17 protein-coding genes are annotated in these 22,762 nt (G+C 40.8%); 5 read left to right on the top strand and 12 right to left on the bottom strand.

From position 1 onward, the window contains the following. Positions 1 to 55: 55 nt before the first annotated feature. The 5 genes from ACS5PU_RS11355 to ACS5PU_RS11375 form a co-directional block, all read right to left on the bottom strand. Positions 56 to 2,482: an AAA family ATPase gene (locus tag ACS5PU_RS11355; protein WP_439459343.1), complete on the bottom strand. Its 2,427-nt coding sequence runs from the start codon at positions 2,480 to 2,482 to the stop codon at positions 56 to 58. After that, a complete protein-coding gene (locus tag ACS5PU_RS11360) occupies positions 2,466 to 2,654 on the bottom strand; it encodes a hypothetical protein (RefSeq protein WP_056095184.1) in 189 nt (62 codons plus the stop codon). Before ACS5PU_RS11360 ends, ACS5PU_RS11355 begins: the two co-directional genes overlap by 17 nt. Before the next feature lie 5 nt (positions 2,655 to 2,659). Further along, positions 2,660 to 3,124, bottom strand: coding sequence for a hypothetical protein (locus ACS5PU_RS11365; protein ID WP_056095182.1), 465 nt, complete (start codon positions 3,122 to 3,124; stop codon positions 2,660 to 2,662). A 65-nt stretch (positions 3,125 to 3,189) separates the two neighbouring features. After that, positions 3,190 to 3,909, bottom strand: a complete 720-nt coding sequence (locus tag ACS5PU_RS11370; RefSeq protein ID WP_056095179.1) for an FRG domain-containing protein — start codon at positions 3,907 to 3,909, stop codon at positions 3,190 to 3,192. Between the two features lie 33 nt (positions 3,910 to 3,942). Further along, on the bottom strand, positions 3,943 to 5,034 hold the full coding sequence (locus ACS5PU_RS11375; RefSeq protein ID WP_056095176.1) for a hypothetical protein: 1,092 nt from the start codon (positions 5,032 to 5,034) through the stop codon (positions 3,943 to 3,945). 532 nt (positions 5,035 to 5,566) lie between these two features. Here ACS5PU_RS11375 and ACS5PU_RS11380 point away from each other — a divergent pair. Continuing rightward, positions 5,567 to 6,373, top strand: coding sequence for a phospholipase D-like domain-containing protein (locus ACS5PU_RS11380; RefSeq protein ID WP_056095173.1), 807 nt, complete (start codon positions 5,567 to 5,569; stop codon positions 6,371 to 6,373). Positions 6,374 to 7,311: 938 nt separating this feature from the next. Further along, a complete protein-coding gene (locus ACS5PU_RS11385; protein WP_056095166.1) occupies positions 7,312 to 9,372 on the top strand; it encodes a DUF262 domain-containing protein in 2,061 nt (686 codons plus the stop codon). A 125-nt stretch (positions 9,373 to 9,497) separates the two neighbouring features. Here ACS5PU_RS11385 and ACS5PU_RS11390 read toward each other — a convergent pair whose 3' ends face one another. From ACS5PU_RS11390 to ACS5PU_RS11420, 7 genes are all read right to left on the bottom strand, one after another. After that, positions 9,498 to 11,183, bottom strand: coding sequence for a hypothetical protein (locus tag ACS5PU_RS11390; RefSeq protein WP_056095163.1), 1,686 nt, complete (start codon positions 11,181 to 11,183; stop codon positions 9,498 to 9,500). A 345-nt stretch (positions 11,184 to 11,528) separates the two neighbouring features. Continuing rightward, the gene (locus ACS5PU_RS11395; RefSeq protein ID WP_056095160.1) at positions 11,529 to 13,529 is read right to left on the bottom strand and encodes an AAA family ATPase; all 2,001 of its coding nucleotides are present in this window, start codon (positions 13,527 to 13,529) and stop codon (positions 11,529 to 11,531) included. After that, a complete protein-coding gene (locus ACS5PU_RS11400) occupies positions 13,507 to 14,112 on the bottom strand; it encodes a hypothetical protein (RefSeq protein ID WP_056095155.1) in 606 nt (201 codons plus the stop codon). The genes ACS5PU_RS11395 and ACS5PU_RS11400 overlap by 23 nt, the downstream gene beginning before the upstream one ends. After that, positions 14,099 to 15,064, bottom strand: coding sequence for a restriction endonuclease (locus ACS5PU_RS11405; RefSeq protein ID WP_115404617.1), 966 nt, complete (start codon positions 15,062 to 15,064; stop codon positions 14,099 to 14,101). The genes ACS5PU_RS11400 and ACS5PU_RS11405 overlap by 14 nt, the downstream gene beginning before the upstream one ends. Before the next feature lie 148 nt (positions 15,065 to 15,212). After that, positions 15,213 to 18,443 (bottom strand): error-prone DNA polymerase, encoded by a 3,231-nt coding sequence (locus ACS5PU_RS11410; RefSeq protein WP_056095149.1) that lies wholly within the window; start codon positions 18,441 to 18,443, stop codon positions 15,213 to 15,215. A 12-nt stretch (positions 18,444 to 18,455) separates the two neighbouring features. Beyond that, positions 18,456 to 19,964: a Y-family DNA polymerase gene (locus ACS5PU_RS11415; RefSeq protein WP_056095147.1), complete on the bottom strand. Its 1,509-nt coding sequence runs from the start codon at positions 19,962 to 19,964 to the stop codon at positions 18,456 to 18,458. Positions 19,965 to 19,969: 5 nt separating this feature from the next. Then, entirely contained in the window at positions 19,970 to 20,707 is a 738-nt protein-coding gene (locus ACS5PU_RS11420) for an ImuA family protein (protein WP_056095144.1), read from the bottom strand. A gap of 252 nt (positions 20,708 to 20,959) precedes the next feature. On the opposite strand from ACS5PU_RS11420, the gene ACS5PU_RS11425 reads away from it, so the two are divergent. Genes ACS5PU_RS11425 through ACS5PU_RS11435 form a run of 3 tightly spaced genes read left to right on the top strand, consistent with a single transcriptional unit; the run spans position 20,960 to position 22,690 of the window. Further along, a complete protein-coding gene (locus tag ACS5PU_RS11425; protein ID WP_056095141.1) occupies positions 20,960 to 21,592 on the top strand; it encodes a hypothetical protein in 633 nt (210 codons plus the stop codon). Between the two features lie 37 nt (positions 21,593 to 21,629). Then, positions 21,630 to 21,866 (top strand): hypothetical protein, encoded by a 237-nt coding sequence (locus tag ACS5PU_RS11430; RefSeq protein ID WP_147273668.1) that lies wholly within the window; start codon positions 21,630 to 21,632, stop codon positions 21,864 to 21,866. A 2-nt stretch (positions 21,867 to 21,868) separates the two neighbouring features. After that, positions 21,869 to 22,690 carry an SOS response-associated peptidase gene (locus ACS5PU_RS11435; protein ID WP_056095137.1) on the top strand — a complete coding sequence of 274 codons (822 nt, stop codon included), beginning with the start codon at positions 21,869 to 21,871 and terminating at the stop codon, positions 22,688 to 22,690. Positions 22,691 to 22,762 lie beyond the last annotated feature (72 nt).

The following is a 22,762-nucleotide window of genomic DNA, read 5'->3' on the forward strand; positions in this document are numbered from 1 at the left end:
GTAGGATTGTCTTATCTAATTTTATATTATTGATTTAAATAATGATTTAATTGAATTAATTCTTCCAATCATATTTGGTGGTATCACAACCGCAGCGAATGTTTTTGGCAACTGTGTCGTAATTTCGTAGCGACACATCCGGTTTTTTACATTCTTTGTTTTGGCAATGAAAAAGCTTTTCAAAGGCGATGATGTCGGCCCAAAAAGCCTTTAGGTCCCCGAGTTTCGGATCGAAAGGATTATCGTGAGAAAGCAGATTACCGAACACAGAAGAACTGGACAACTTATCTATAATCGGAAGGTTAACTTTTAATTCCGCACTAGCTTTATTAATCTTTGATTTAAGCTCGTTGATCATTTCATCCGGCATCCGTTTTTCATTCACCTCGTTATACTTGAAACTCAGCTTTACTTCCAAGTTCAAACAGATCTTCTTCAGAATATGCTCTAAATATTTCCTTATAGGATTGCCTAATAATGTGACATTGCCATTAGCTAAGTTATATTCAATTATCTCTTTCAGATCATCTGGCAATTCACTCAAATGTGTTCCTTTGATCTCTGTCCATTTGATTTCGTTAATCAGCCAGCCTTTTTTCTTAGCAATCTGACGGACATATTGGAACCATTGTTCTTCATGGGTAAGCAGGACAATCTGATATTCCGAAAATTTATCGAATAAAAGGTCAGCAAATTTTTTCCGGTGATTGGTATCAAAGCTGGAAATTATATCATCCAGTATCAAAAACTTGTTTTCCTTGTTAAACGCGACTACCGAAGCCAAAAAGAATGAAATGCCAAAACAGTTCAGGTGAGATTCACTAAAATATTTTTGAGGTGGTGATACCCATTCACCCTTGTATTTATATTCAATGGTTATGCCGTTAAGCTCGTCATCCTCGCCAATGGTGACGATACGGATTTTCTCAAAAAGTTCACCAGGGTTCATGTACTGGTAATAATCATTGATGGTACCCGAAAAGGTATCAATAAAATTCTGTAGACCTTCTTTTTGTTTTTTTACAAACTCGTTAAAGATGATCTCAAGCGAGTTTTTTTGTTTTTCAAGTTTCTCCCGGTCTTCTTCGAAATTTTTGATTTTCATAAAAGCATCTTTGGCAGCTGATATATTAGCATATAGCACCGTCGTGTTATCACTTGCAATGGCTGTTTTTATCTTTGAGATCCGGGCAGCTATGTCGACGTTTTCAAGAAAATCCGCAGCGTGAAGTTTCAGGGAAGATGCATCACTTAACCTATTACCAGAGGTAACCTTTTCCAATGCAGCTTTCTGATACAGTCCAATCTTGACTTTCAATCCAGCAACAGCCTTACTGATTTTTGAATTGGCCAGATCTTTATACAACAGGTCGGTTGCCAAAGCATCGAGCCTTTTTATACGTTCCGCAGCAATGGCCACCATGCTTGTTTTTGAACTGTCGAAAACCGCTTTCTTTTTAGCGGCTTCTCCTATTTCCTGAAGACGCACATTTATTTCTGCCTGTAAGTCGGTCAGATTTTTTGGTTGTAAGCAAAGCGGACAGCTTTCGTCCTTATGGAATTTTTTGACGATGACATCATTCCCAACCTTTAAGAGTTCGGCAAGATAGGTCTGCATGATAGATCCTACATCATCGGCAATTTTATTAAATTCTACATGGTATTTAGTGTATTCCGTATCGATGAAATCAACTTCCTTTTCGAGGTCTGTTAGTGAGGCCTGACAAGTTTCCAGAAACCTCAGCTCGTTTACGAATTTGGAGGATGCAGGTGTTTTCAATTTAGCCAAGACATTATCTATATCGGCCATTGACCCAACGGTGAAGCCCAAACATAATGGAGCAATGGTTTCATTGATTTTCTCAAAAAGATTAGCCTCTTGGCTAAAAGCCGCCCCTATTTTCTCAATTAAGGTAGTTTTTTGAGTATTGATTTGGTTCTCAAAGTTTTGGTTTTTGATTTCAGCTTTGATAAAGTTGAAAGACTTCTTTAGTACTTCTTTTGCTTTTGTCACTTCGGAAAAACCGATAATATCCGACAGGTTTTTTAGCTTGTCGCTCTTTGTTTGGTCAACAAAATCGCGCAGGAACTGGTAGCGCAGTAACAAGTTTTCCTTTCGTGACCGTTCAAGGTATTCTGCAAAATCGGTTGTATCATTTGAAAATTCAGTAACTAATTTTCCTTTTTTATAATAGAGCTTTCTTTCGGCATTAATGACCGGTTTACTATAGTTGATCTTGATCGACGATTCTTTTTCCCCAGACAGGTAAGCGTTTCTAAGCGCATCTTTCAAATCTATTTCCTGGCTACCCAGGTGCGATACCGCATCAGTGTAATACCATTCCAGTGCATCCGATATACTGCTTTTACCAGTGCCATTATCCCCGTATAAAAGGATGGATTTTTCACCAAGATTTAAGGCGAACTGTTCCTGGACACCCCTTAACCCGGAAATATGAAGTTGCTTAATTTTGATTGGCATCTTGCTCTCTTAAAGTGTGTAATTCATTTTTCACGTTTGTGTCGGTAAGCTTGCCCTGGTCATATAGGGTTGCCAGGGACCGTGCAAGCACTTTGTCCACGTTTGGAATGTTCTCGATCTCTTTGAAAAAGTCGTCCAAAATTTCTTTGCCGGATTTTACGTCGTTACTCATAGCTGTTATTTAAAATAGTTCCAGTCGATCTTGAAATGGGTTGCGATATTGTTACTCATCACATCCAGACCTGTCTTATTATTGCAAATCGGATATATGCCAAAATGCTCCACAAAATTTAAAATGAAATAGCTTTCCAAATCCTCAACGCGAAAAGCCCAGATACTTTTAAGCATTTCGAAATTGATGTAGGTAAACCAAAGCGGTTCAACTTTTCTGTAACTCACCAAACCGACGTTTTTTGATTTACCGCCAAAGTGACCATTCAGCCTGCTTCCTATACTGTTGGTTTTCTTTTCGCTCATGCCAATGTAAAGCAGCCTGGAAGGATCAAAGGGATATTGAATCTGAATAGAAGAACTAAAAATAAAGTACAGGCCTGTAATGCCGTTCAATGAAAGGATATTACCCGCGTCAAAAGTTTTAGGGCTATCAAAATAAATATTGACGGTTGGGGTTGTCTCGCTCATTTTAGGGTAAAGGTCTAATAATATAAAAGGTCATCAGCGTTTCTAAAGGTACTAAAATTTTAAATCTAACACTGTTTGTAATGGTGTGCACCAAGTATCTCGTTAATCCTTATACCGTTGGCGTAACCGTCGAGGTCAGGGAACAGCATATCTTCCCTGATGCCCATTTTAAATAGTTGTCCTTGGATATGCGCTGCCGCAGATTGGTCAAATTCTATCCGTTCTATTTCATCTGGCAGGGTTTTGTCTTTCACAAAAGTCAGCTCTTCATTCGGGCTTGGCTGAATAGTAAATAAACCCGCCTGTCCTGTAATTCTTGTGGCAATGTGTGGTGGTTGGAAGACACCAACTGTTGGATATTGAAAAGGGTTTTCATGCCCTTTGGTATCAATGTAATTGCAAAAATGCAGTACGCTTACACAGCCACCATTCGGAGAACAGGGTTCAATAGCGTAATTGACTATCCTTGGCTTTGTTGCAAAATATAAGGCGACCAGAGGACTGGAAGTCCAATCCAAAAGGCGGGTAGGCAAGCCATGGTGTTGTGCAACCGCCAGCCAGTCCCAGTCATTTTTGAGCTGACTTACAACCGTTGAATGTGCCCTACGCTTAAACTGCTCAAAAAGTTCTATTTCGTCTCTGTCTGAATAATGCGGATTACGGCCGACAGATGGAATAAGTTTATGCTGCGCATTGCTTACCCCTCTAAAAACGTGGTGCCCACAAGAATAGGTGCCTGAAATTAAGCTTATATATTCTTCAAGGCTTTCGATTTTGCTTGTCATTGAGATTTGTATAAAGTGTTTTAGTGTGAATAGTTATTGTTCTCCTCTGGACCTTAATTCTTCAAGCCATTCGCTATCTAAATTAACAACTGTAAAAGGCAAGCCATAGCTGCTGGCTCGTTGCGAGAAAATAAAGATCCTGGAAAAAAACGCACCTTTCATTGTATATCCAGCATATTTATCATAGTTAAAATCACGCCATTGGTATAGCAAGCCTATCGGGACATTGAATTCAAGTTCGATTGGACGCGATACCTGACTGCGGTAATTGTTAATTGCCAATGTCCATTTGGTCACGTCATCAGCATAATAATGTAACCTCGCTTCCATATTACCCCCCTGGCCTTGCTCCCGAAAGAGATTGCCAACACCTCTTTCATTAGCAAACAAAAAAAGCAGGTCCCCGGTCTCCAATAGCCCAACAACGCAATTATTGATTACCTCCTCAAAATCCCTTAAAATCTGACCCGATATATTATCAGTAAGAAGATATTCAAACAAATCATCGTATAAACTGGAAGTTTTTGAATCGGGGGTTTTATCTTTCAGAAATTTATATAAAAGCCCCCTGGTTTCTACGGACATGTCGTGAAGGTAGGTGTCGTTTATCCTATGGAATAGGTCACAAGTGGAGTTTTTTAAAAACCAACGCATCGATAAAAGCGGAATTTTATTGTTTGCGGCAAATTCAAAAGCTGGCCGGCTAAACTCCTCCACTGAAGCAATGCCGACCTGGTAATGGTATCTTTTTCTGCTTGAAATGGCATAGGTGTCACGCCTGTTGTTTTTTCTTCGCTGAATCGTCTCATCGGTTACGATTTCAAATTCGTTTATGTCGTACCGAAGACCAAGGCCGTTTCTAACTACATCAAGCCCAATCCTCCTATCGTAACTCTTGCATTCAAACAAGAGCCTAGATGGGTAAGAAAATGGCATCTGTATGGGAGGTTCCATTAAAACGTCAGCGTCATGCGCCGCACCCTTGCCATTTATGAAAAACAGCCCTGATCCATCTTGCCGGTAGATGTAATGTCCATCTGGTATAACGGATGCAAAACCGCAGTTTATCATCAAATTTCTTACGATGTATTCTAGTAATGTTCCTTTTAATTGTCCCGCCGTCATACTAATACTTAAAAACAATGAATATACCCTTTTTTGGTTATTTATAGTCACAATAACACTTAGACAATGAATGAGATAATCGTATGAGCGTTATCACCGTTACCAGAGATTTCGGCAAGATTGATAAAGCGATTCCATAGTGAGTTGACCAGCCCAAGTAATGACCTTCACTTCTTAAATGCCTTAGCAATTGATATATTTAGGTGGTCAATTTTGAACGATACAAATTGACTCAAAAATCCTATAATGACCTTGGTCACCCCAAGCGAAATCTTTAATTAGATTAGTCTTTTATTTATTCCGCCAGATGCACGTAGTCTAATTCCGTATTGTTCTGTCGATTTATTGGAGCTATTTGTTTTTCTATATAAAAGTGGAAAAATGGCTAGATTTTTTTTAAATCGGGATATAATCTAACCACAAATATTGTAATTGGTTAAAATTAATAAGTTAGCATAAATACCCATAAGCTGGATGGAATAATAATGATAATAATTTCTAGATTAGCCGTAATCAATTGGACAACTCCACAATGAAATTATCACCCCTGACACTAGACAGACTTAAGACCTATATTTCTGGCGATAAAGAATCGTTCCCTAAATTGTCAGGGCCGGAAATACTCACGCTTTTCCATAGTGTTGGCTTTAAGGATGTTTATGAATGGGGGAACGGGGGGATGCCAAATGCTCTTTCCAGAAATGCGTATGTTGTAGAAAAGCTTAAAGAGATTAATGGCACTAAGGAAATGCAAGCCTTGCTCGAAACAGTTGTGTCTAAAGTCCATTTTCTTGAATCTGGTCTAGACCTTAATGCGGCAGTAAAGACAATAAATGTTGTTATCAAAGAAGATGGATATGAGTTTGTAGATGCTGGAAATGGTGGCTATAAGATAAGCGGTGCGCTTATACAAGATCCTATAAAAATTGAAGCATATTTTGAGGAAAACAGAGGAATTATTATAGATGAGATCAGGAAAGCCAAGTTTTTGATCTGGGTAGCCGTCGCGTGGCTAACAGATTTGGATTTATTAAGGGAATTACACGCAAAGAAAATTGCTGGTGTCAATATCCAGATTGTAGCAATGGACGATGATATTAATGCAAAGCTAAAGTCAAAAGTTCTACAGCACTTTGAAGCTTATTACAAATTACCTCAAGGCACATACAAAAACCTGATGCATCATAAATTCTGTATCATTGATTTGAAGACTGTTGTTCATGGCTCTTACAATTGGACTGTAAAGGCCCAGTATAACAAAGAAACGGTCACTGTGAACCATAGTCACGAATTTGCAGCAGGTTTTGCTGAGACTTTTATCAAACTTAAACTTGCTTGACACTATTTAAGGGTATTGCATTCTCAGTAATATTTATATTTGATGCCATCCAAATACGATTGCGCCAAATATTTATCTGCTTTAGACATCCCCGCTTTTTTATAAATTTTAGTATAAGACCGAAAAGATGGAACGGAAGTAATTATCAGCTGCCTCCATCATTAGATCTTGGACAGTTCTGCCTGAAGTGGGATGCCCATAGCATCGACTGGGAGGAATTGATTGAAAAGCAAGCGCGGCCTTCAAGATTATGTACAATATAAATTACAAGCTTTGGAAGGTAACCAATACCCCGAAGGCCAAATCTAGCATAGCAAAGTGACACGAATAAATTTTCGTCCATTAGATTGCATCCTGTTACCTGAATTTTTTATGGCGTTTCAATACCCTTCCCTTGCTGTCAAATTCTTCTGTTTCCTCCAAAGGCCTCTTCCTTAATATAAACTTATAGATAAGTGTGAGCGCAATACCGACATTTGCAGACCCGCCGATGACGGCAACTAATTTGATGATTTGGTTATAGTCCATAGCTATCGCAATTTTTTATTGCGCCCCCTTTTAGGGGCGTTGGACCGCCCTATTATACAAATAATCTTTGATATTCCAAAGGACAGGCAAATCTGGGCTTTGAAATCGCCATATCTGCATACACCAAACTTTTGAAGCGGTTGAGTTTCTGCTTCGCAAGTTTTGCACATCATGCCTTTTCTGATTAAAATTTCTATTCTGATATTCATAAAAAACAAATTGGGCCAGCGACTATTGCAGTGCCAATTGTTAAAGGTAAAACACCCATTCCAATCGATAAACGACAAGTGATTTTCGACTTTTCCTCTATGCAAAAATAGGTGTGATATCATCTGTACTTTAGCCGAAGCTTTGCCGTTTTACACCCTTCCAAAGCACCGAGAGAAAAAAACACCAAATGATTTACGGCCATGGAAACTAAAATATTCAATGGCTATCAGTCTCATTTTTTGTGCAAAAAACGCTTGTTTGCCATTGACTGCAAGACTAGAAAAGGTTACCTTGTGGCCTCTAAATTTCAATTTAAAAGCACGATGAAAGCTATTAACCTCTCAGATCTATTCGGTCAAAAAATTTATAGGATTCCCGACTACCAGCGCGGTTATGCCTGGGGACATAAACAGCTTCGGGAGCTTTGGGAGGATATACTGGAGATTTCTGAAATTAATGGATGCTTGCGACCGCATTATACTGGAACCATTTACGTAGAGGCTGCTCAACCAGAGGAAATCGAAAGATGGCTTACGGGCTTCACTTTCTATAACGTAGTAGATGGACAGCAACGGTTGACCACCATTAGCATTTTGCTTCAAGTACTTTTAAAATATGCAGGGGAAGGATATTGTAATGAAACAAGGGAAGACCTAGAAAAAGCATACATATTCAGATCAAACAGAAGTGGTGCCAGTAGGATTTACCGTTTCTGTTATTTCCAATCAGACAAGAACTATGCCTATCTTCTGAATAAAATATTCGAGCATTCCGGTACTGTGTTTGATGAAAGTCAATTTAACTTGTACAGCAAAAATCTATCCCAGGCCAAGGATTTTTTTGAGCAAAGAATCAAACCGCTTACCAGTCAAGATCGGGAAATTATCTTTTTGAAGGTAACTACAGCCTTAAAATTTGATTTTCGTGAAATTGAGCAGGATCTTGACGTTCAGGCCGTTTTCGAAACGATGAACAACAGGGGGAAGCCTTTATCCACGCTCGAAAAACTAAAGAACCGCCTAATGCACCTGACCGAAAAACTGGGATTGGCGGATGAAGACCGCAAGTCGCTAAGGAATGACGTGAACAGATCCTGGGGCATCATATACAACTGGCTGGCTAAAAATCCAGAACAGATTCTCGATGAGGACATCTTTCTATCTGCACATCTATCATTGGTCCGGACACCTAAGGATGCTGTTTTTTCTGAAAAACTTGCCGAGGAAAAAGTCTTTGAAATATTCTCCAACCGTGCCGAACAATATGACTCGGGAGAGGAAAATACCAAGGAAAGTCCAGTCAGTTATGAAAAAATTCAAGACTATATCTTGAAGCTTTCTGCATTTGCCCCAAAATGGTACGAAATCCATAACTCTAGTCATCCGATGATAAATAAGGTACTACTTTTAAATGGTGGAAAGGAAATGAAGATTTTTCTCACTCAACTAAAATCATTTGAATGGGAACCAGGGAAACTGGATCAGGCATTGGACAAGCTCGAGCGCATCATGTTCCGTAATCGGATTCAGGGGCTTGGGGTAATTGATGAGCGTTCCTTTGCTACCTGGGCAAGGGATATCTATAATGGCAACCTATCAGCAGTGCTTGTCATGGCCCGTTTGAATGAGCAATTGGACATTCCAGTTTTAACGGCGAATATGGTGAACTACTTTAATGGGTTATATGGCTACGAGCGCGGACCGAAGGGTTTCCACCGCTGGGGTGCACTTAAATATTTTCTGTTCGAATATGAGGAACACCTTAAATATCATTATAAAGAGACTAATGACAAGGTAGATCTTTCGGATTTTGATTCAACAACCATTGAACATATTATTCCCCAGGAATATGAAGCCAACTGGCAACAGCAGGTAAGTTCGGTTTTTGAAAACCTGACCGAAGAGCATGCCTATCATGGAACAAAGGTATTGCTGCATACCCTAGGTAATCTTACTATTCTTAAAAACGGGAAAAACTCATCTCTTGGTAACAGGAGCTGGTCAGATAAAAGGGAACGTTTCAAAACCGGATCATATAATGAAATCGATGTAGCCATAAGTGAAGGCTGGGATAGGGAAACTATTAGTAAAAGGGGAAAGGATATGTTAACATTTATGACCACAAAGATCAAGGGCCTTATCCTTCAAAGCTCCGATATCGAAAACATCCTATTCTCGAACCCTTCAATCTGCAGCGCAATCAGGGATGGCAAAAAGTATGAGCCGCCAGTTAGAAGAGAAGATGCCATCAACCAAGATTAAGCCTATGCCAAACCGCTTCATTAAGTTAATGGCGGCTATAAGCGTTATTTGCAAAGTATAGATTTGAGCATAACCATTGGCAGCTAACGTTTTTATACCGTTTGACCTCGAATGCCCAGTGCATTTTAAACACCCTGTGTCTCCAAATCAAAGCACTTTTCTATCTCGTCTACAGTCGCCTTATATGGGCTTGGGAAATTCTTTTTCATTTCCATGTAGCCAAACAGTGACCTTTTGGATAGAAGATAGGTTATTGGGCCTCCTTTCTCATCATAGAGTTTTTCAAGCCCCTTTCTGCTGCGATGATAACCGCTCAACCATTCGGCAAAAAGCGCAGGTTTACGCCTGAGCGGCCCAAAGTACTTGATCAGAAAATCAATATGGACGACTGTTAGCGGCTTGATGGTCTGGAAATTACCCTTCAGATTCTTGCTCTTTTGTTGAAAACCTTCATTAAGATAGTGATTCACCCCCGCGATATTCATATGGTGCTCTGAGCAGATGATTACAGGATATATGTTCATTTTTTCCGAACGCGTGATGCCAAGCTTGTTCCGAAGGTCGCTATTCGGTTCTGAAAGATGTCCAAGCTGTCTAATAATCTGACCTACCCCTTTATCCTTATTGCCATTTATCTTATCTGAAAGGAAACGCTTGTCCAAAAATTCTTTGGTAAATTCCTTATAGTCCAAATTTTCGAAGGTGTTGGGATGTAGATCGTTCATCTTCACCTCAAACACGAAAACATCACAGCTCGAAGCACGGACGATAAAATCTTGATACTTCTCAGTGGAGATAAGCTGTTGACTCCTTTTATGAAATATTTCACCGAGCAGACTACCGACAAGGTATTTTTCAAAGAATTCCAGCGCGATATAGGCTTTAAAATTTGCGTAGGTTTTAAACTTGCTCTTCAGTTTCTCAGAGCTATGGTGATACAAAGAGTACAGGAAACCATTTTCTAGTGCATACTGGAAAAAATTGTAGTCGAGGACGAGAATTTTTTTCGGACTTAGGAATAAAAATGGCTTGGTGACTACATCCATATTAAGTGAAACCTTTTCCTTACCAGCTAATTCCATAGGTTCTGCCCCAAATTCCCTCATCAATTTTTCCGGCCAAAAATGAGAAAGGTCTAACATGTGGTTGCCCCAGTTTTGAGGATGGATAGCCGAGCCAAGTACGGCAAGGAAAAACTTAGCAAAAGTCCCGGGGTTTTCAATCTTCATCTTCTCGCAATACATGTCCGCTTCTTCTTTAAGCAGTTCATCGCTATCAAGAAATTTGCTCATGAAGAGAAACTTGGTAAAGGTATCAATTTTCATCACCCCTTTTGCCCTCAGATACCCCTGCTGCATTGTTTCCATGGTGAATAAACCTTCAAGCGATTCAAAAACAATTCCCTTCGGCCTGCCATAATAAAGATCATTATAGATTAACATAGTCTTGAAAAGGTTTCGAGCAAACTCCAAAGGTTCGATAGGAGTCAGTGTCTCGATCATCTTAAAATTCTTGAGTAGGTCCATAATCAGCAAACCAATCGGACCTTCGGCAAACCATCTTTTTTCATCGGTAAATAGGGGGCGGAATTCCGTCACTCGCTCAAAACCAGGGACGTCGCAAAAGACTGCTTCTCTGAGTATCTCTGGATCGATCATCTGGTTGTCCATTTGCTGAAATAGCATGGCATTAATCTTCGAGAGCCTTATCAACAACGTATCCGTAGGATAGCCCGATACAAAAGTAAGTGTGTCTTTTGGGATTGGCTCAAGATACACCTCGGTGTAACCTGTTACATGGAGAAATTGCATACAGTTGGTTTTTTTACTGGTGTCTCAAATTTCCATTTTCGATGTGGATATTAAAAATCTCCGAAATTTGATAACGCTTCTTATAATTTGTGAAGAGGATGGAAACTTCGGTATCATTGATTCGAAATCAGCCACTAACCAGGCGATTCCGCAGCGAATTAAACATCCAAGAATTTGGGGCCTTAATCTCTCATCAATGAATATGTTTTGGTGGTCAATTTGAGCGGAACTTATTGACTCAAATTTTCGTAACAACCTAATCAGACTAAGCGAAATCATCAATTTGTCATCGTTGGTGAAATTAAGCTACTTAAAAGTTTACTTCCATAAAAATTCAAGGTATTTTTAAATCGGTTTTAATAGGTAATCTGTTTTAGAATGCATCTCGTACACTATGTATTCACTCAATTTCAGTTTATCTTCAGGTAATTCACTATATGTCGTTAAAATTATCTGACCAGAATTAACCGGCAGATCGGCCATAACTTTTATACAATCTATCAGGGAATCGTTATCTAAGTTTTGCTGTTTGGGCTCATCAAGTACTAATATGTCTGGAAAAATAATCTTCCCTTTAGTTTTCAATTCAATAGATGTTTGTAATAGTGCTAAGTAATAACTTAGGATGATTCTAATGTTATCACTTGAACTACTGATGTTATAAATGTCGTAATTGTCTAGATATGGTGTATAGTTATCCGATGCATCAAGTCTAATCGCAGCTATTAGTTCACGATTCTTCTTAAAAAGGCCTAAGCTTTTTACGTTTTCCTGCAGAAATGTTTTTATTGTATCGATGGTTTTCTGGTCATCCGCGGTTTGCTTATAAGCGTCCACTTCCGCTTTTAGTTTATCTAAAGCAGCCTGATCGGTTTTGATTTTCTGTCGCAATGATGTAAGTCCATTCCATCGCTCACTTACGCGTTTGAAACGTTCGAGGTCTTTATATAATGAATCGGCATTCAATATTCTTTGCCTTAAAATCGCAAAGTCACTACCAGCAAAAGTCGTAATTTGATGATCTAATTCTTTCTCCAAACCAGAAATTTCATCTTTTAGATTATTCCTTTGTTCAAAAACCTTGCGTCTATCCAACAATCGCTTTTCAATGACTTTTTTAAACGTAGCTTCCTCATCTTCCAAAAACTTCAGATTTTGATCAGGGGTTGACAATTTCTTTCTCAAATCACTATGACATAATTTGCATTCGTCATCCTCAGTAGACAACAATTTAGCTTCGCAAACCGGACATGTGGTTATATTTATTTCCGTTTCAGCCTCCTTAATCTTTTTAAGCTGTTTATTTTTATATTTATTCAGCTGTATCCGCTCCAAATATTTCTCATATTCATTTATTTCTAGACTTATTTTTTCTAGCCTCTCGTTAGCTTTCCTCAACTGATAGTTCGCAACCTTTATTTTCTCGCGAAGATTTATTTTGGAATCTTCAAAGTCTGTAACTGGATTTGCCGCACTTTCTACCAAATTTGCCTCGACTTTATAACGCTCGTCAAGGTAGTTAATGTAGTCGCTTATACTGGCTTTACCAATAGAGTCGGTATTGACTATAAGTACATCTTCCGACTTCTCACCATCAGATATAACAAACAGGTTTTCCTCTTTTCCAGATAACTCTTCAATTATTTTTTTAAGCTCTAAATCAAGTTCCTTCAAACGTATCTCACTGATGTGAATTTTAAAACGATCCATTCCAAAAAGAAATTCAAATGCTACCTTTTTGATGTCTTTGATATTATACCTTAAGACCTGACGGGCTTGAATCTGAGACCATCCCGCCCTTTGTTCAACAAAAAATAAAGGCAAGATATTCTCGAAATATAATTTGGATAGTTTACGATCATAGGTTGGTAATTCAACTTGGCGCAGACCCAAAAAACTAAAAAGAAATGTTTGAAAGCCGTTCTCAGAAAAAACACCTTCACCGACAACTATTAGCCTTTCCGATTCTGGGTTGGTATAGAATTGGTCAGCAGGACAAGATTTTATTGCAGCTATTGTATTATCTCCGCCAGCTATGTATCGAAAAATCGTTACTACATCCTCACCATTGGAGATTTCCAATAACAAATAAGATCTCGCAACCCTTTTATTATCTATTTCTTTATAGAATTCCGGTTTGAAAGGGTTTTGTATCGATTTAAAAACACCTAAACCTTTTTCGGCTCCCAACCCATAGACTATACCTGTTACAATACTTGTCTTCCCGACTGAGTTAGGTCCAAAAATAATATTTAGACCATCCCGAAAAGGAATTTCAGCACCATATTTTTTACCATCATCAGTTTGGATATGGTAGATTAGTTTATTTATTATCAAACGTGGCATTCTGTTTCCAATAGGAATTAGGTATTACTTCAGTTATTATTTTAATTAGTTTTTCTTCAACTATGCTTGTACCAAAAAGATCAAGAAAATTATGTTCACGAGGAAATGCATCCTTTATTTTTTCAAAATATGTTTTACCAGTATCGGTTAGAAATAATCTGATATTTTTTTGATCCTTATCAGATTTATAGGCCAAAAGATTTCTGGTATATAAATACATAAACATATCATTGAACCTGATGTCCCATGGCACACTTTTATATTGGACAATATTGAAGTCAATTTCCACTTGTTGTGTTGTCTCGAATTTCTTAATCTTATCAACAATATTTTTTTTGCCGTTGAAGTATTCCAAAATGAATTTAGACTGGAAGGCTTCATTTCTTAGAAGAAAATCAACACATGCAATAACGTTTTTACTTAATCCATTTTTCGTGTTAAGTATACCAAGAATTACCGCAATTCTTGCGGCCCGGAACTCCATACGGTCTTCTGGTTGGACAAAGAGCGGTCTATCCAGGTTGATGCTTGGTGTTAAGCCTTTCTCGGTAATATTTTGTATTAAGTGATTAATCAGTTCCATTTTTCCTCCAATCTAATGGGCATTGTGCTGCTAACTCAAATACAATTCCGCATAATAATTTTTCTTTATCTCCCTTTAGTTCATTTTCTCCATAAAAGGTTAATATTTCCTTTTCCGCTTCATTAAAAAAGTCACTGAAGAACTTTTGGGGAGTGTAGGAATCGTCCATCTTAAAGTTATGCGTAAGTCGCGATGCCTTTAGTCTCATATTTTCCTCCCAATTTAAAATATTGGTTCTAAGCTCCGAATGTACATCAACTAAACTTTCGAGATATACTTTATAGTCAGCTCTTGCTTTGTGATAGATAATCCGATACTGATCATCTGACTTGCATATTGCGTTTAATTTGATATCAAGTGATGTCACCATTTCTTCATCACCGTTAATGGGTGAAGTGGCATCAGGGATCTTTATTAGATTTGCATGTCTAAGCAGATCTTTTTTGCTAATCAACAAATTGACAAGTACTTTGAGCCGCTGAAGCTCCTTTTCCTCGTCCAAAACAAGTAAACAGGGCTCGTCGTATATTTTTTGATATAGTTTTTTATCCAATGCAAACATCTTTTCAACATCCTTATCGGGTGTCCAAAAGTCAACAGGGAATTTAAATGCTTTTGTTTGTTTTGCTTGTATGTTATGATCAATATTGCTTAGGTTTTTCAACGGAGAAAGTGCAATAAATGCTGTTGCATCGTGGTTTGAAGAGTCAAGCTGTACCTGTTTACTGAAAATCTCTGACCATTCCAGCTTGGCGGAAGCATAGTATTTACATTCGATAAAAAATTCTCGCTCCAATTCATTCTCATCTAAAAACAAAACACTGATATCAAAACCATTTTGAGTGCCGGCTGTCTGTTTTCTTACCTGAATGACTAAAAAGCCCATATCTTGAAACAACTTTTTGAAGAAAGGCGCCACAAGTTTTTCGAAATCTTCACCAGTAATTGGCATTTTTTTGAGTTAGTCGTTAATTAAGTTGCGTGTCCAAGCAAAAGTTCCTTTCCTTAGAATTCTCAATATTAACAAATTATCTCATTAAAACTTACAGATTGCATTTTAACCCTGCTTTTACCTACTGTTTTCTTTTGACAATAAACAATTATTTAAAATTCCTGCCCTCATGGAACACTTTTTTCGTGGCATCCTCGCGAACCTGGGCACGTTTATTCTGTGAAGGATAGGACGATTTTTTTTCATCTCCACCGGCTAAGGTCAACACTGGAAGCTCATCAACCTCCCGTTGCACCAACTTGCCGAGCATCTTTGTAAAATCAAAACATTTACTCACGATCACGTGCACCACCTGTCCCTCGCGCTGCAACCTGCCTTCCACCATGAGAAGCCTCGAATGCAGAATTTCTTTTCTATAGGTTTCAAAAAGCTTTTCAAAAACAACCAGATTGGAATAGCCTGTTTCATCTTCAATAGTAATAAAACATACCCCGCCTGCCGTTCCGGGACGCTGGCGTACCAATACCAGTCCTGCTACTTTCACCAGCTGACCATCTGTCGAACCATTATTAATGCGATGGCATGTTCTGATGTTGAGCATTTCGAGCTGAGTCCGCACAAAACTCACCGGATGTGCTTTTAGAGAAAGTCCTGTAGTGGCATAATCTTGAACGACATGCTCTCCCTTGCCCATTAACGGAAGTTCAACCTGTGTTTCCAATATGCTTTCAGACGGTTGCCCCTTGAATAGTTCCTCCGGCATATCTTTTAGGGCAGAAACTTCCCAAAGTGCTTTTCGCCTATCTATTCCCATCGAATGAAATGCATCTGCATCGGCCAATCGCTCCAAGGTGGCAATCGATATTCCCGAATCCCTGATTGCGGTAATACTTTGATAACCACTTCCGCGACCATTGACCAAAATGTCCATGTCATCTCCTCTAATGCCATTGATCTGCCTGAACCCTAACCGAAGCGTAAAATACTTACCTGATTTTTCCTCAAGTTTATTGTCCCAAAAGGAATGGTTGACGTCAACTTCGCGAACTTGAACCGAATGCTTCCGCGCATCAATAACAATTTGTGCCGGCTGGTAAAAGCCCATCGGCATACTATTTAGCAATGCGGCAGCGAAAACGTCAGGATAGTAGTGTTTAAGCCAACAGGATACATAAACGAGGAGGGCAAAACTGGCAGCATGGCTTTCGGGAAATCCATAGCTCCCAAACCCTTCCAGCTGCCTGAATATCCTTTTTGCAAATTCCTCTGTATATCCCTTGTTCATCATTCCGTCGATGAGTTTTTGCTCATACTGGTTCACCATTCCTTTAAACTTGAATGTTGCCATGCTGCGACGAAGGCCATCAGCTTCAGCAGGGGTAAAGCCTGCCGCTACTATAGCAATTTTCATCGCCTGTTCCTGAAACAGCGGAACGCCTAACGTGCGTCCAAGAATTTTTTTCAGTTCCGGCGAGGGGTAGACAACAGGTTCTTCGCCGCTGCGCCTGCGCAAATATGGATGAACCATATCTCCCTGAATGGGTCCCGGGCGAACGATCGCGACCTCTATCACCAGATCATAAAATTCTCTTGGCTTAAGCCTAGGGAGCATGGACATCTGCGCCCGGCTTTCGATCTGGAATACGCCCAGGGTATCGGCGAGGCAGATCATATCATAAACCTCTGGATCATCTTGGGGAATGTTGGCCAGTGTATATTGCACGCCGTAATGATCCCGGCAGAGATCAAAAGCCTTTCTGATGCAGGTAAGCATCCCAAGCGCCAGCACATCCACCTTTAAAAAACCCAGCGCATCGATATCATCTTTATTCCATTCGATATTGGTGCGGTCTTCCATCCGGGCATTTAGGATAGGGCAGAGGTCTGTAAGCTTCCCTTGCGTAACTACAAATCCTCCTGTATGCTGACCGAGCTGCCGCGGAAAGCCCATCATTTGGGAAGTAAGCTCAAGTGTTTTCTTAAGGTGCGGATCATTTGGATTTAGACCTTGCTCGGTAACGCGCTTGCCCTCGAACCATTCATCTGTAAACTCCCATATTGAAGTTGACAGGCGATTGATTGTATCAACAGATAGCCCCATTGCCTTGCCTACATCCCGGATGGCTCCTTTCTGGTGTTGCTGTGTGACGGTTGCAACGATTGCCGCACGGTCACGTCCATACTTGGTATAGATATACTGGATGATTTCTTCCCTGCGCTCATGCTCGAAGTCGACATCAATATCGGGAGGCTCGTTTCTGGCGGGTGAGATGAAGCGCTCAAATAGCAAATCAAACTTCATCGGATTAACAGAGGTAATACCCAGCACGAAGCAAATTGCAGAATTAGCTGCCGAGCCCCGACCCTGGCAGAGAATCCCGCGGGATCTGGCCTCACGAACAATATCCTCAACAAAAAGGAAGTAATTGGCATAATCCATCTGCCTCACAAAAGCCATCTCATGATGGATCATGTTAACAACCTTTTCCGGGATCTTCTCGCCATAAAATTCATGAGCACCTTTCCAGGTTAAAAATTCGAGCTCCTCCATCGGACTGCGTCCGCTTGGATTGATTTCTTCGGGGTAGACATATTTGAGCTCATCAAGAGAAAAATTGCAGGCTTCGGAAATGACCATCGTGTTTTGAATTGCGCTTGGATATTTTCTGAAAAGTCTGTCCATCTCAGCCACCTCTTTCATGTACCGCTCAGCATTTTGATGCAAACGAAACCCTGCTTCCTGAATGGTGCATTTCTCTCTTACACAGGTCAGTACATCCTGAAGTTCTCTTCGTGAAGGATTGTGATAATGGATGTCGCCTGTTGCAACGACCGGTATTTCGTAAAATTTGGAAAGCTGTGAAGTTCTAAATATCAGCTTATCGTCGTTTCCCAAATAAGATCTTGTTGCAGCAAGGTAAAGCTGACCACCTAGAGCGTCGCGATATTCTGCAACTGAGGCGATAAAGCTAGCCTCATATTCAAAGCGACGGTTCAAAGCGCCAGGCATTACAAGGGCAAAAAGAATCCCTTTGCTATGGGCGTAAACATCGGCACGGGAAATATGGCAGCTGCCCTTTTCTGCTCTCATATTGCCCAATGTCAATAGTGCGGACAACCTGCCATAAGCTTCCCTATCCGTCGGATAGGCGAGCAGGCTCCCTCCATCCAGCAGATCCAGCCTGCAGGCGGGAATTAGTTTTATGTTTTTCTCACGGCAGGCAGCATGCGCACGTACAATTCCGGCAAGGGTATTCCTGTCGGTTATGGCTATTTTTTTATAACCGAAGATTTCGGCCTGTTCAACCAGTTCGTGCGCATGCGAAGCGCCACGCAAAAAGCTGAAGTTTGAGGTAATCTGTAATTCACTGTAAGCCATAACCCATCTCCTTTAAGCAAAAAATCCATGAATAAACCACTTGTGTTGTTGTTCCCCACCATAGTGTCCGGAACGGAAAAGCCAGTAGCGGCATCCTTCTTCATCTTCCACCTGATAATAATCCCTATGCTCTCCCTTATCCATCCACCATTCGCGCTCAATCCGCTCGGGACCGTCTGCCTTTGAAACCAGGTGGCGGACGCCTTTATAAATAAAAAACTTTGGCGGATGATCCGGAATAAGCGCCATTACCTCAATAGGGGCGGGAACCTTAAGCATTTCGGTCGGCCGGGGCTTATCCGTTCGCCATGGATTTGAGGCCTTTTCTGTTACCGAAGCTGCCTTTGATATTGCACGTTCCGGCCAGTATCTGGTTGCAGGCAAAAAACGATGGATTGCTTGCGCACCAACCTTTCCGGCAACACGGTCCAGAAACCTGATCACACTATTATCATTCAGGCCGGGCTTGGATGACCACATTTCTTCCTGGGGCACATCGACATCCTCCACCTTTGGCGCATCAAGAACAAATAGTTCAATTCCCAGGGCTGGTCGGATCTGATCGATCTTTAACTGAAAAAGTTTGAATAAATGACTCACACTATGCGAAGCGCCACTGGTTCCAATGGAAACCTGCACAATTTTTCCATCGATACGGTATCCTGTCAACATTCCTGTTCGCAATCCCTTACCTTCAGATTGCATCCTGTTACACAGATTTTCAAGCATCTTTTGAATCGCGATCTCAATTGCAGTTTTGGTTTTGATCGGTTCCATGCAGGCTAGCCTTTCGCTAAATGCTACGGGAACCTTTAATGGAATAAGCGCTTCTGCTTCAGTTCCAATAGCCTGAGCCAGCCGCAATAAAAAATCTTCCCCGAATCGCCTTCGGAGCACCGATCTGGGCATCCCTATAAAGCTTTTTATCTGATAGAATCCCAGTTTACGAAGTTTCGCAAGAACTGTATCTTCCAGTCTTAACGCCTCAGGAGACAGACTGAGCAGAGCATCTACATGTTCGCCGGAAGGAATCAATGGCGTAACTTTACCAAACCGGGACACCGCCCATGCAGCGCCGGGTGTATCGGCAATCGCTAAGCGTACGGTATATCCCTTACTTTTAAGCCTGTTTACAATTTCTTTCAGGTATTCTCGCTCTCCACCCCAAAGATGCGGACAGCCTGAAACGTCAAGTAACAGTCCGTCCATTCCGAATTCGTCAATGGATACAGAGGGCGAATAGCGCACACACCATTCGCCTAGTCCCCTTAGCAGGTTTTTCGGGCGGCCTGGCTTGTCGTCCAGAACCTCGAGCCCGGGACATATGGCCTTCGCATCCGCTGCACGCATGCCGACCTCAACTCCAAAGCTAAATGCCAATGGATTTACTGCGGTTATCATCATCCGCCCATGGTCGGGCGCAGCGAAAACAAAAGGCACCTCGGCTAGTTCAGGGCGGCGGATAAGCTGCCAGTCAGCCAGTAATTGGCGGAACCATATCGAAACAAAACGCCTTTGCATAATAGCTATCCAATTTGTCTGCCCTCCAGATCAGACCAAATCGGTTGATTACCTGTTTTCTTAATTTCTTCAAATTTTTCGCCTGCCCATTCCAGTATAAAGCTTCCCGGATTTCCATTACGGACTTTTAGCAGCTCAACCTGCCAGCGCGGGAATCCGATCCCGGGCAAGCCGTCCTGCGTAACTGAAGGAAGTGGGCTGACTTTCCATCTTGCTGTTGCCACGGTGCTCGCCTTTTTATTTCCGTCCTTGCGCAGGATAAATCCCGTAACACCACTGGTCTCAACCGCCAGCTGCAGCCTGCGGGATTCTATAAGACTCACATTGTTAAGTTCTGCCACAACCGCCGCAAGCCCCTCACATTTGATGGCCTCCTCTGTAATCCATAGCACATCCTTTTCGCTCTGAACATCCATAAAAATAATGCGCTCAGGCTCTACGTTAAATAAGCTCAAAGAAGCGGGGAAGAGATTCCGGGTCGTGCTTACCCACACACAGGCCGCACCATTTTCCATAAGGACGGAAAGTAGCCCGGCGATAAAGCCGTCACTGGCCGCCGAATGCTCCGGCTGAATTGTGATAAATTCATGAATTGCCTTTTTGGGAAAAACACCACCAGGAAATGAATTTTCAATCTCTCCCAGTCCGATGCGTTCGGCATTGCCTGTGCAATGGGGTTTAAACCCCTGCCATAACAGGATATCCTGTTGCAATTTCTGAAGTAATTCTTTTTTGGCATTCATGACTTACTGAATTAAATACTATTATATTTAGTATTATAAAATTATACAACAAACATAAAGCTAAAAATGTTAGTAAAAAATGAATTGTGGAAAACATTCCCGTTTTGGTGGAAAGTTTGCATTCCTTACTGTGATGACTATCCTTGATAAAATAGATCTTAAAATCTTATTTATGGATAATAATTCTTAATCGATTTTATCCCATCTTCCTGATTTTCAAAACCTATCTGCTCAAATAACTGTTGTTACAAAATGGAAAGAAAAGAAGTAACCAGCCTATTTAGCGAGGTAGAAAAAAGTGTCATTAGCTGGGCAAAAGCACACCGCAGTGAACTGATCATTGGCGGTATTTTCGGATTTTCCTTAACTACGGCTTATCTAATTTTCTCAAAAAAACATTTTAAATTGGCTAAGCCGTTAAAACCATTGGAGCCCGGACTGAATATGGAAAGATATATTTTTGAAATCCCCACCGACAGCGGGATAAAAGAGGCTGTCGTAGAAACTTCAGGCGAATGCTACGGGGTGACGCTTGATGGCAAATACATCGGAAGCATGTGGCGTGATGAAAACCTTGGTCTTCAATGGGACACACTTGATGAAGAACTAGCGCCTCATATCTGGGATATCGCATCCAAGCTCTCAGAGGCTTTTTCCAGACAAGGATATCCCTCACTATTAAAGGGAGCCTATCCCGAAATTGAGTCTACCCAGTGGAAGAGCAGTGAAACCCTTGAGGTGGTTATTTCAAAGGAAACAGATATGGAAGTCTTCACTACGTTCTTAAAAGATGAGGTCTTAAACCTGGTTGATTTCGAGGAGCACCTGGACTTGATTGTCAAGAAAGCAGATGATCCGTATTTTGTAATTATAGGCATCAACTAACTATTTCCTATTTGGTTCAAGATTTTGTATTTTTAAGATGATGAAAATAGAAGAGGCTTTTGAGATTGTCCTGCCCGATATTAAGATGATCGTTACCTCACATCTGATCGGAGGCAGTGAAATATATAGGATCGAGTTCTCGGATGGAAGACCACCACTAAACGTAACCGAAGCGAATGGTTACAGGCCATTCTGGACATCTGTTCCGCAGGGAAGACAGATAGAGGCAGAATTTTTTGGTAAAAAGATTGCTGAACATTTGAAAAATAAATAATTATGTGTTACTACAATGGTCAACGCGTTTCAAGAGCAGAGTTTATTTCACTCCTTCAACTTGAAAAGGCGGTAAAAAATTATCAGTTTCTCGACAGGGCTGTTCATAACGGTTTTGCCTATTCACCCGTTGCGGTATTAAAAAGAGATGCAGAGCAGACAAACTTTGATATCGTGCAGATGGAATGGGGTTTTTTGCCTCCCTACCTTAAAAACCGCGAGGCTGCAAAGAATTTTCGCAACGGATATAAAGATGCTGCCGGTAAATGGCATATCGGATATACAACACTCAATGCAAAGGCCGAAAATCTTTTTTCAAATGAAAAGGGCGGTCCCTCGATTTATGCAAAGGCAGCCCGCGAGCGAAGATGCCTGGTGCTGTCAACGGGATTTTACGAGTGGCGCCATGTATTTCCGAAGAACAAAAAAACAGGAGAGCCTTTGAAAACTGCCGTTAAGTATCCTTACTACATTTCTGTTAAGGACGAGGAATACTTCTACATGGCGGCAATTTATCAGGAGTGGACCGATCAGGAAACCGGGGAAATTGTTGAGACAGTCGCTGTCACTACCGCGCCGGCCAATCCGCTTATGGAACAGGTCCATAATTCCAAAAAACGTATGCCTACAATTTTAAATGATGAGCTGGCCTATGAATGGATGTTCGGGGATTTAAGCGATGAGCGAATCACCGAGATTGCATCCAGTCAGTTTCCTGCCAAACAAATGGATGCCTGCACGATTGCGAAAGAGTTCTTGTCGACACTTGAACCATCAACGCCCTTTATTTATGAAGACCTGCCCGCTATCGAGTACTCGATTTAACACGGCTGGATGCTTCCATAAAGCACTTTTTAGGGGTGATTGTTTAGATTTTAAAACCATTTTCAGTTGAGA

Origin of the sequence: Pedobacter sp. GSP4 (genome assembly GCF_051857575.1) — a bacterium.
Classification (GTDB): domain Bacteria; phylum Bacteroidota; class Bacteroidia; order Sphingobacteriales; family Sphingobacteriaceae; genus Pedobacter.

Coding starts and splice junctions, on each gene's coding strand:
- ACS5PU_RS11355 (WP_439459343.1), bottom strand. CDS start 2,482: ATGCCAATCAAAATTAAGCAACTTCATATTTCCGGGTTAAGGGGTGTC.
- ACS5PU_RS11410 (WP_056095149.1), bottom strand. CDS start 18,443: ATGGCTTACAGTGAATTACAGATTACCTCAAACTTCAGCTTTTTGCGT.
- ACS5PU_RS11385 (WP_056095166.1), top strand. CDS start 7,312: ATGGAAACTAAAATATTCAATGGCTATCAGTCTCATTTTTTGTGCAAA.
- ACS5PU_RS11415 (WP_056095147.1), bottom strand. CDS start 19,964: ATGCAAAGGCGTTTTGTTTCGATATGGTTCCGCCAATTACTGGCTGAC.
- ACS5PU_RS11380 (WP_056095173.1), top strand. CDS start 5,567: ATGAAATTATCACCCCTGACACTAGACAGACTTAAGACCTATATTTCT.
- ACS5PU_RS11360 (WP_056095184.1), bottom strand. CDS start 2,654: ATGAGTAACGACGTAAAATCCGGCAAAGAAATTTTGGACGACTTTTTC.
- ACS5PU_RS11365 (WP_056095182.1), bottom strand. CDS start 3,124: ATGAGCGAGACAACCCCAACCGTCAATATTTATTTTGATAGCCCTAAA.
- ACS5PU_RS11405 (WP_115404617.1), bottom strand. CDS start 15,064: ATGCCAATTACTGGTGAAGATTTCGAAAAACTTGTGGCGCCTTTCTTC.
- ACS5PU_RS11375 (WP_056095176.1), bottom strand. CDS start 5,034: ATGACGGCGGGACAATTAAAAGGAACATTACTAGAATACATCGTAAGA.
- ACS5PU_RS11420 (WP_056095144.1), bottom strand. CDS start 20,707: ATGAATGCCAAAAAAGAATTACTTCAGAAATTGCAACAGGATATCCTG.
- ACS5PU_RS11400 (WP_056095155.1), bottom strand. CDS start 14,112: ATGGAACTGATTAATCACTTAATACAAAATATTACCGAGAAAGGCTTA.
- ACS5PU_RS11390 (WP_056095163.1), bottom strand. CDS start 11,183: ATGCAATTTCTCCATGTAACAGGTTACACCGAGGTGTATCTTGAGCCA.
- ACS5PU_RS11425 (WP_056095141.1), top strand. CDS start 20,960: ATGGAAAGAAAAGAAGTAACCAGCCTATTTAGCGAGGTAGAAAAAAGT.
- ACS5PU_RS11370 (WP_056095179.1), bottom strand. CDS start 3,909: ATGACAAGCAAAATCGAAAGCCTTGAAGAATATATAAGCTTAATTTCA.
- ACS5PU_RS11430 (WP_147273668.1), top strand. CDS start 21,630: ATGATGAAAATAGAAGAGGCTTTTGAGATTGTCCTGCCCGATATTAAG.
- ACS5PU_RS11435 (WP_056095137.1), top strand. CDS start 21,869: ATGTGTTACTACAATGGTCAACGCGTTTCAAGAGCAGAGTTTATTTCA.
- ACS5PU_RS11395 (WP_056095160.1), bottom strand. CDS start 13,529: ATGCCACGTTTGATAATAAATAAACTAATCTACCATATCCAAACTGAT.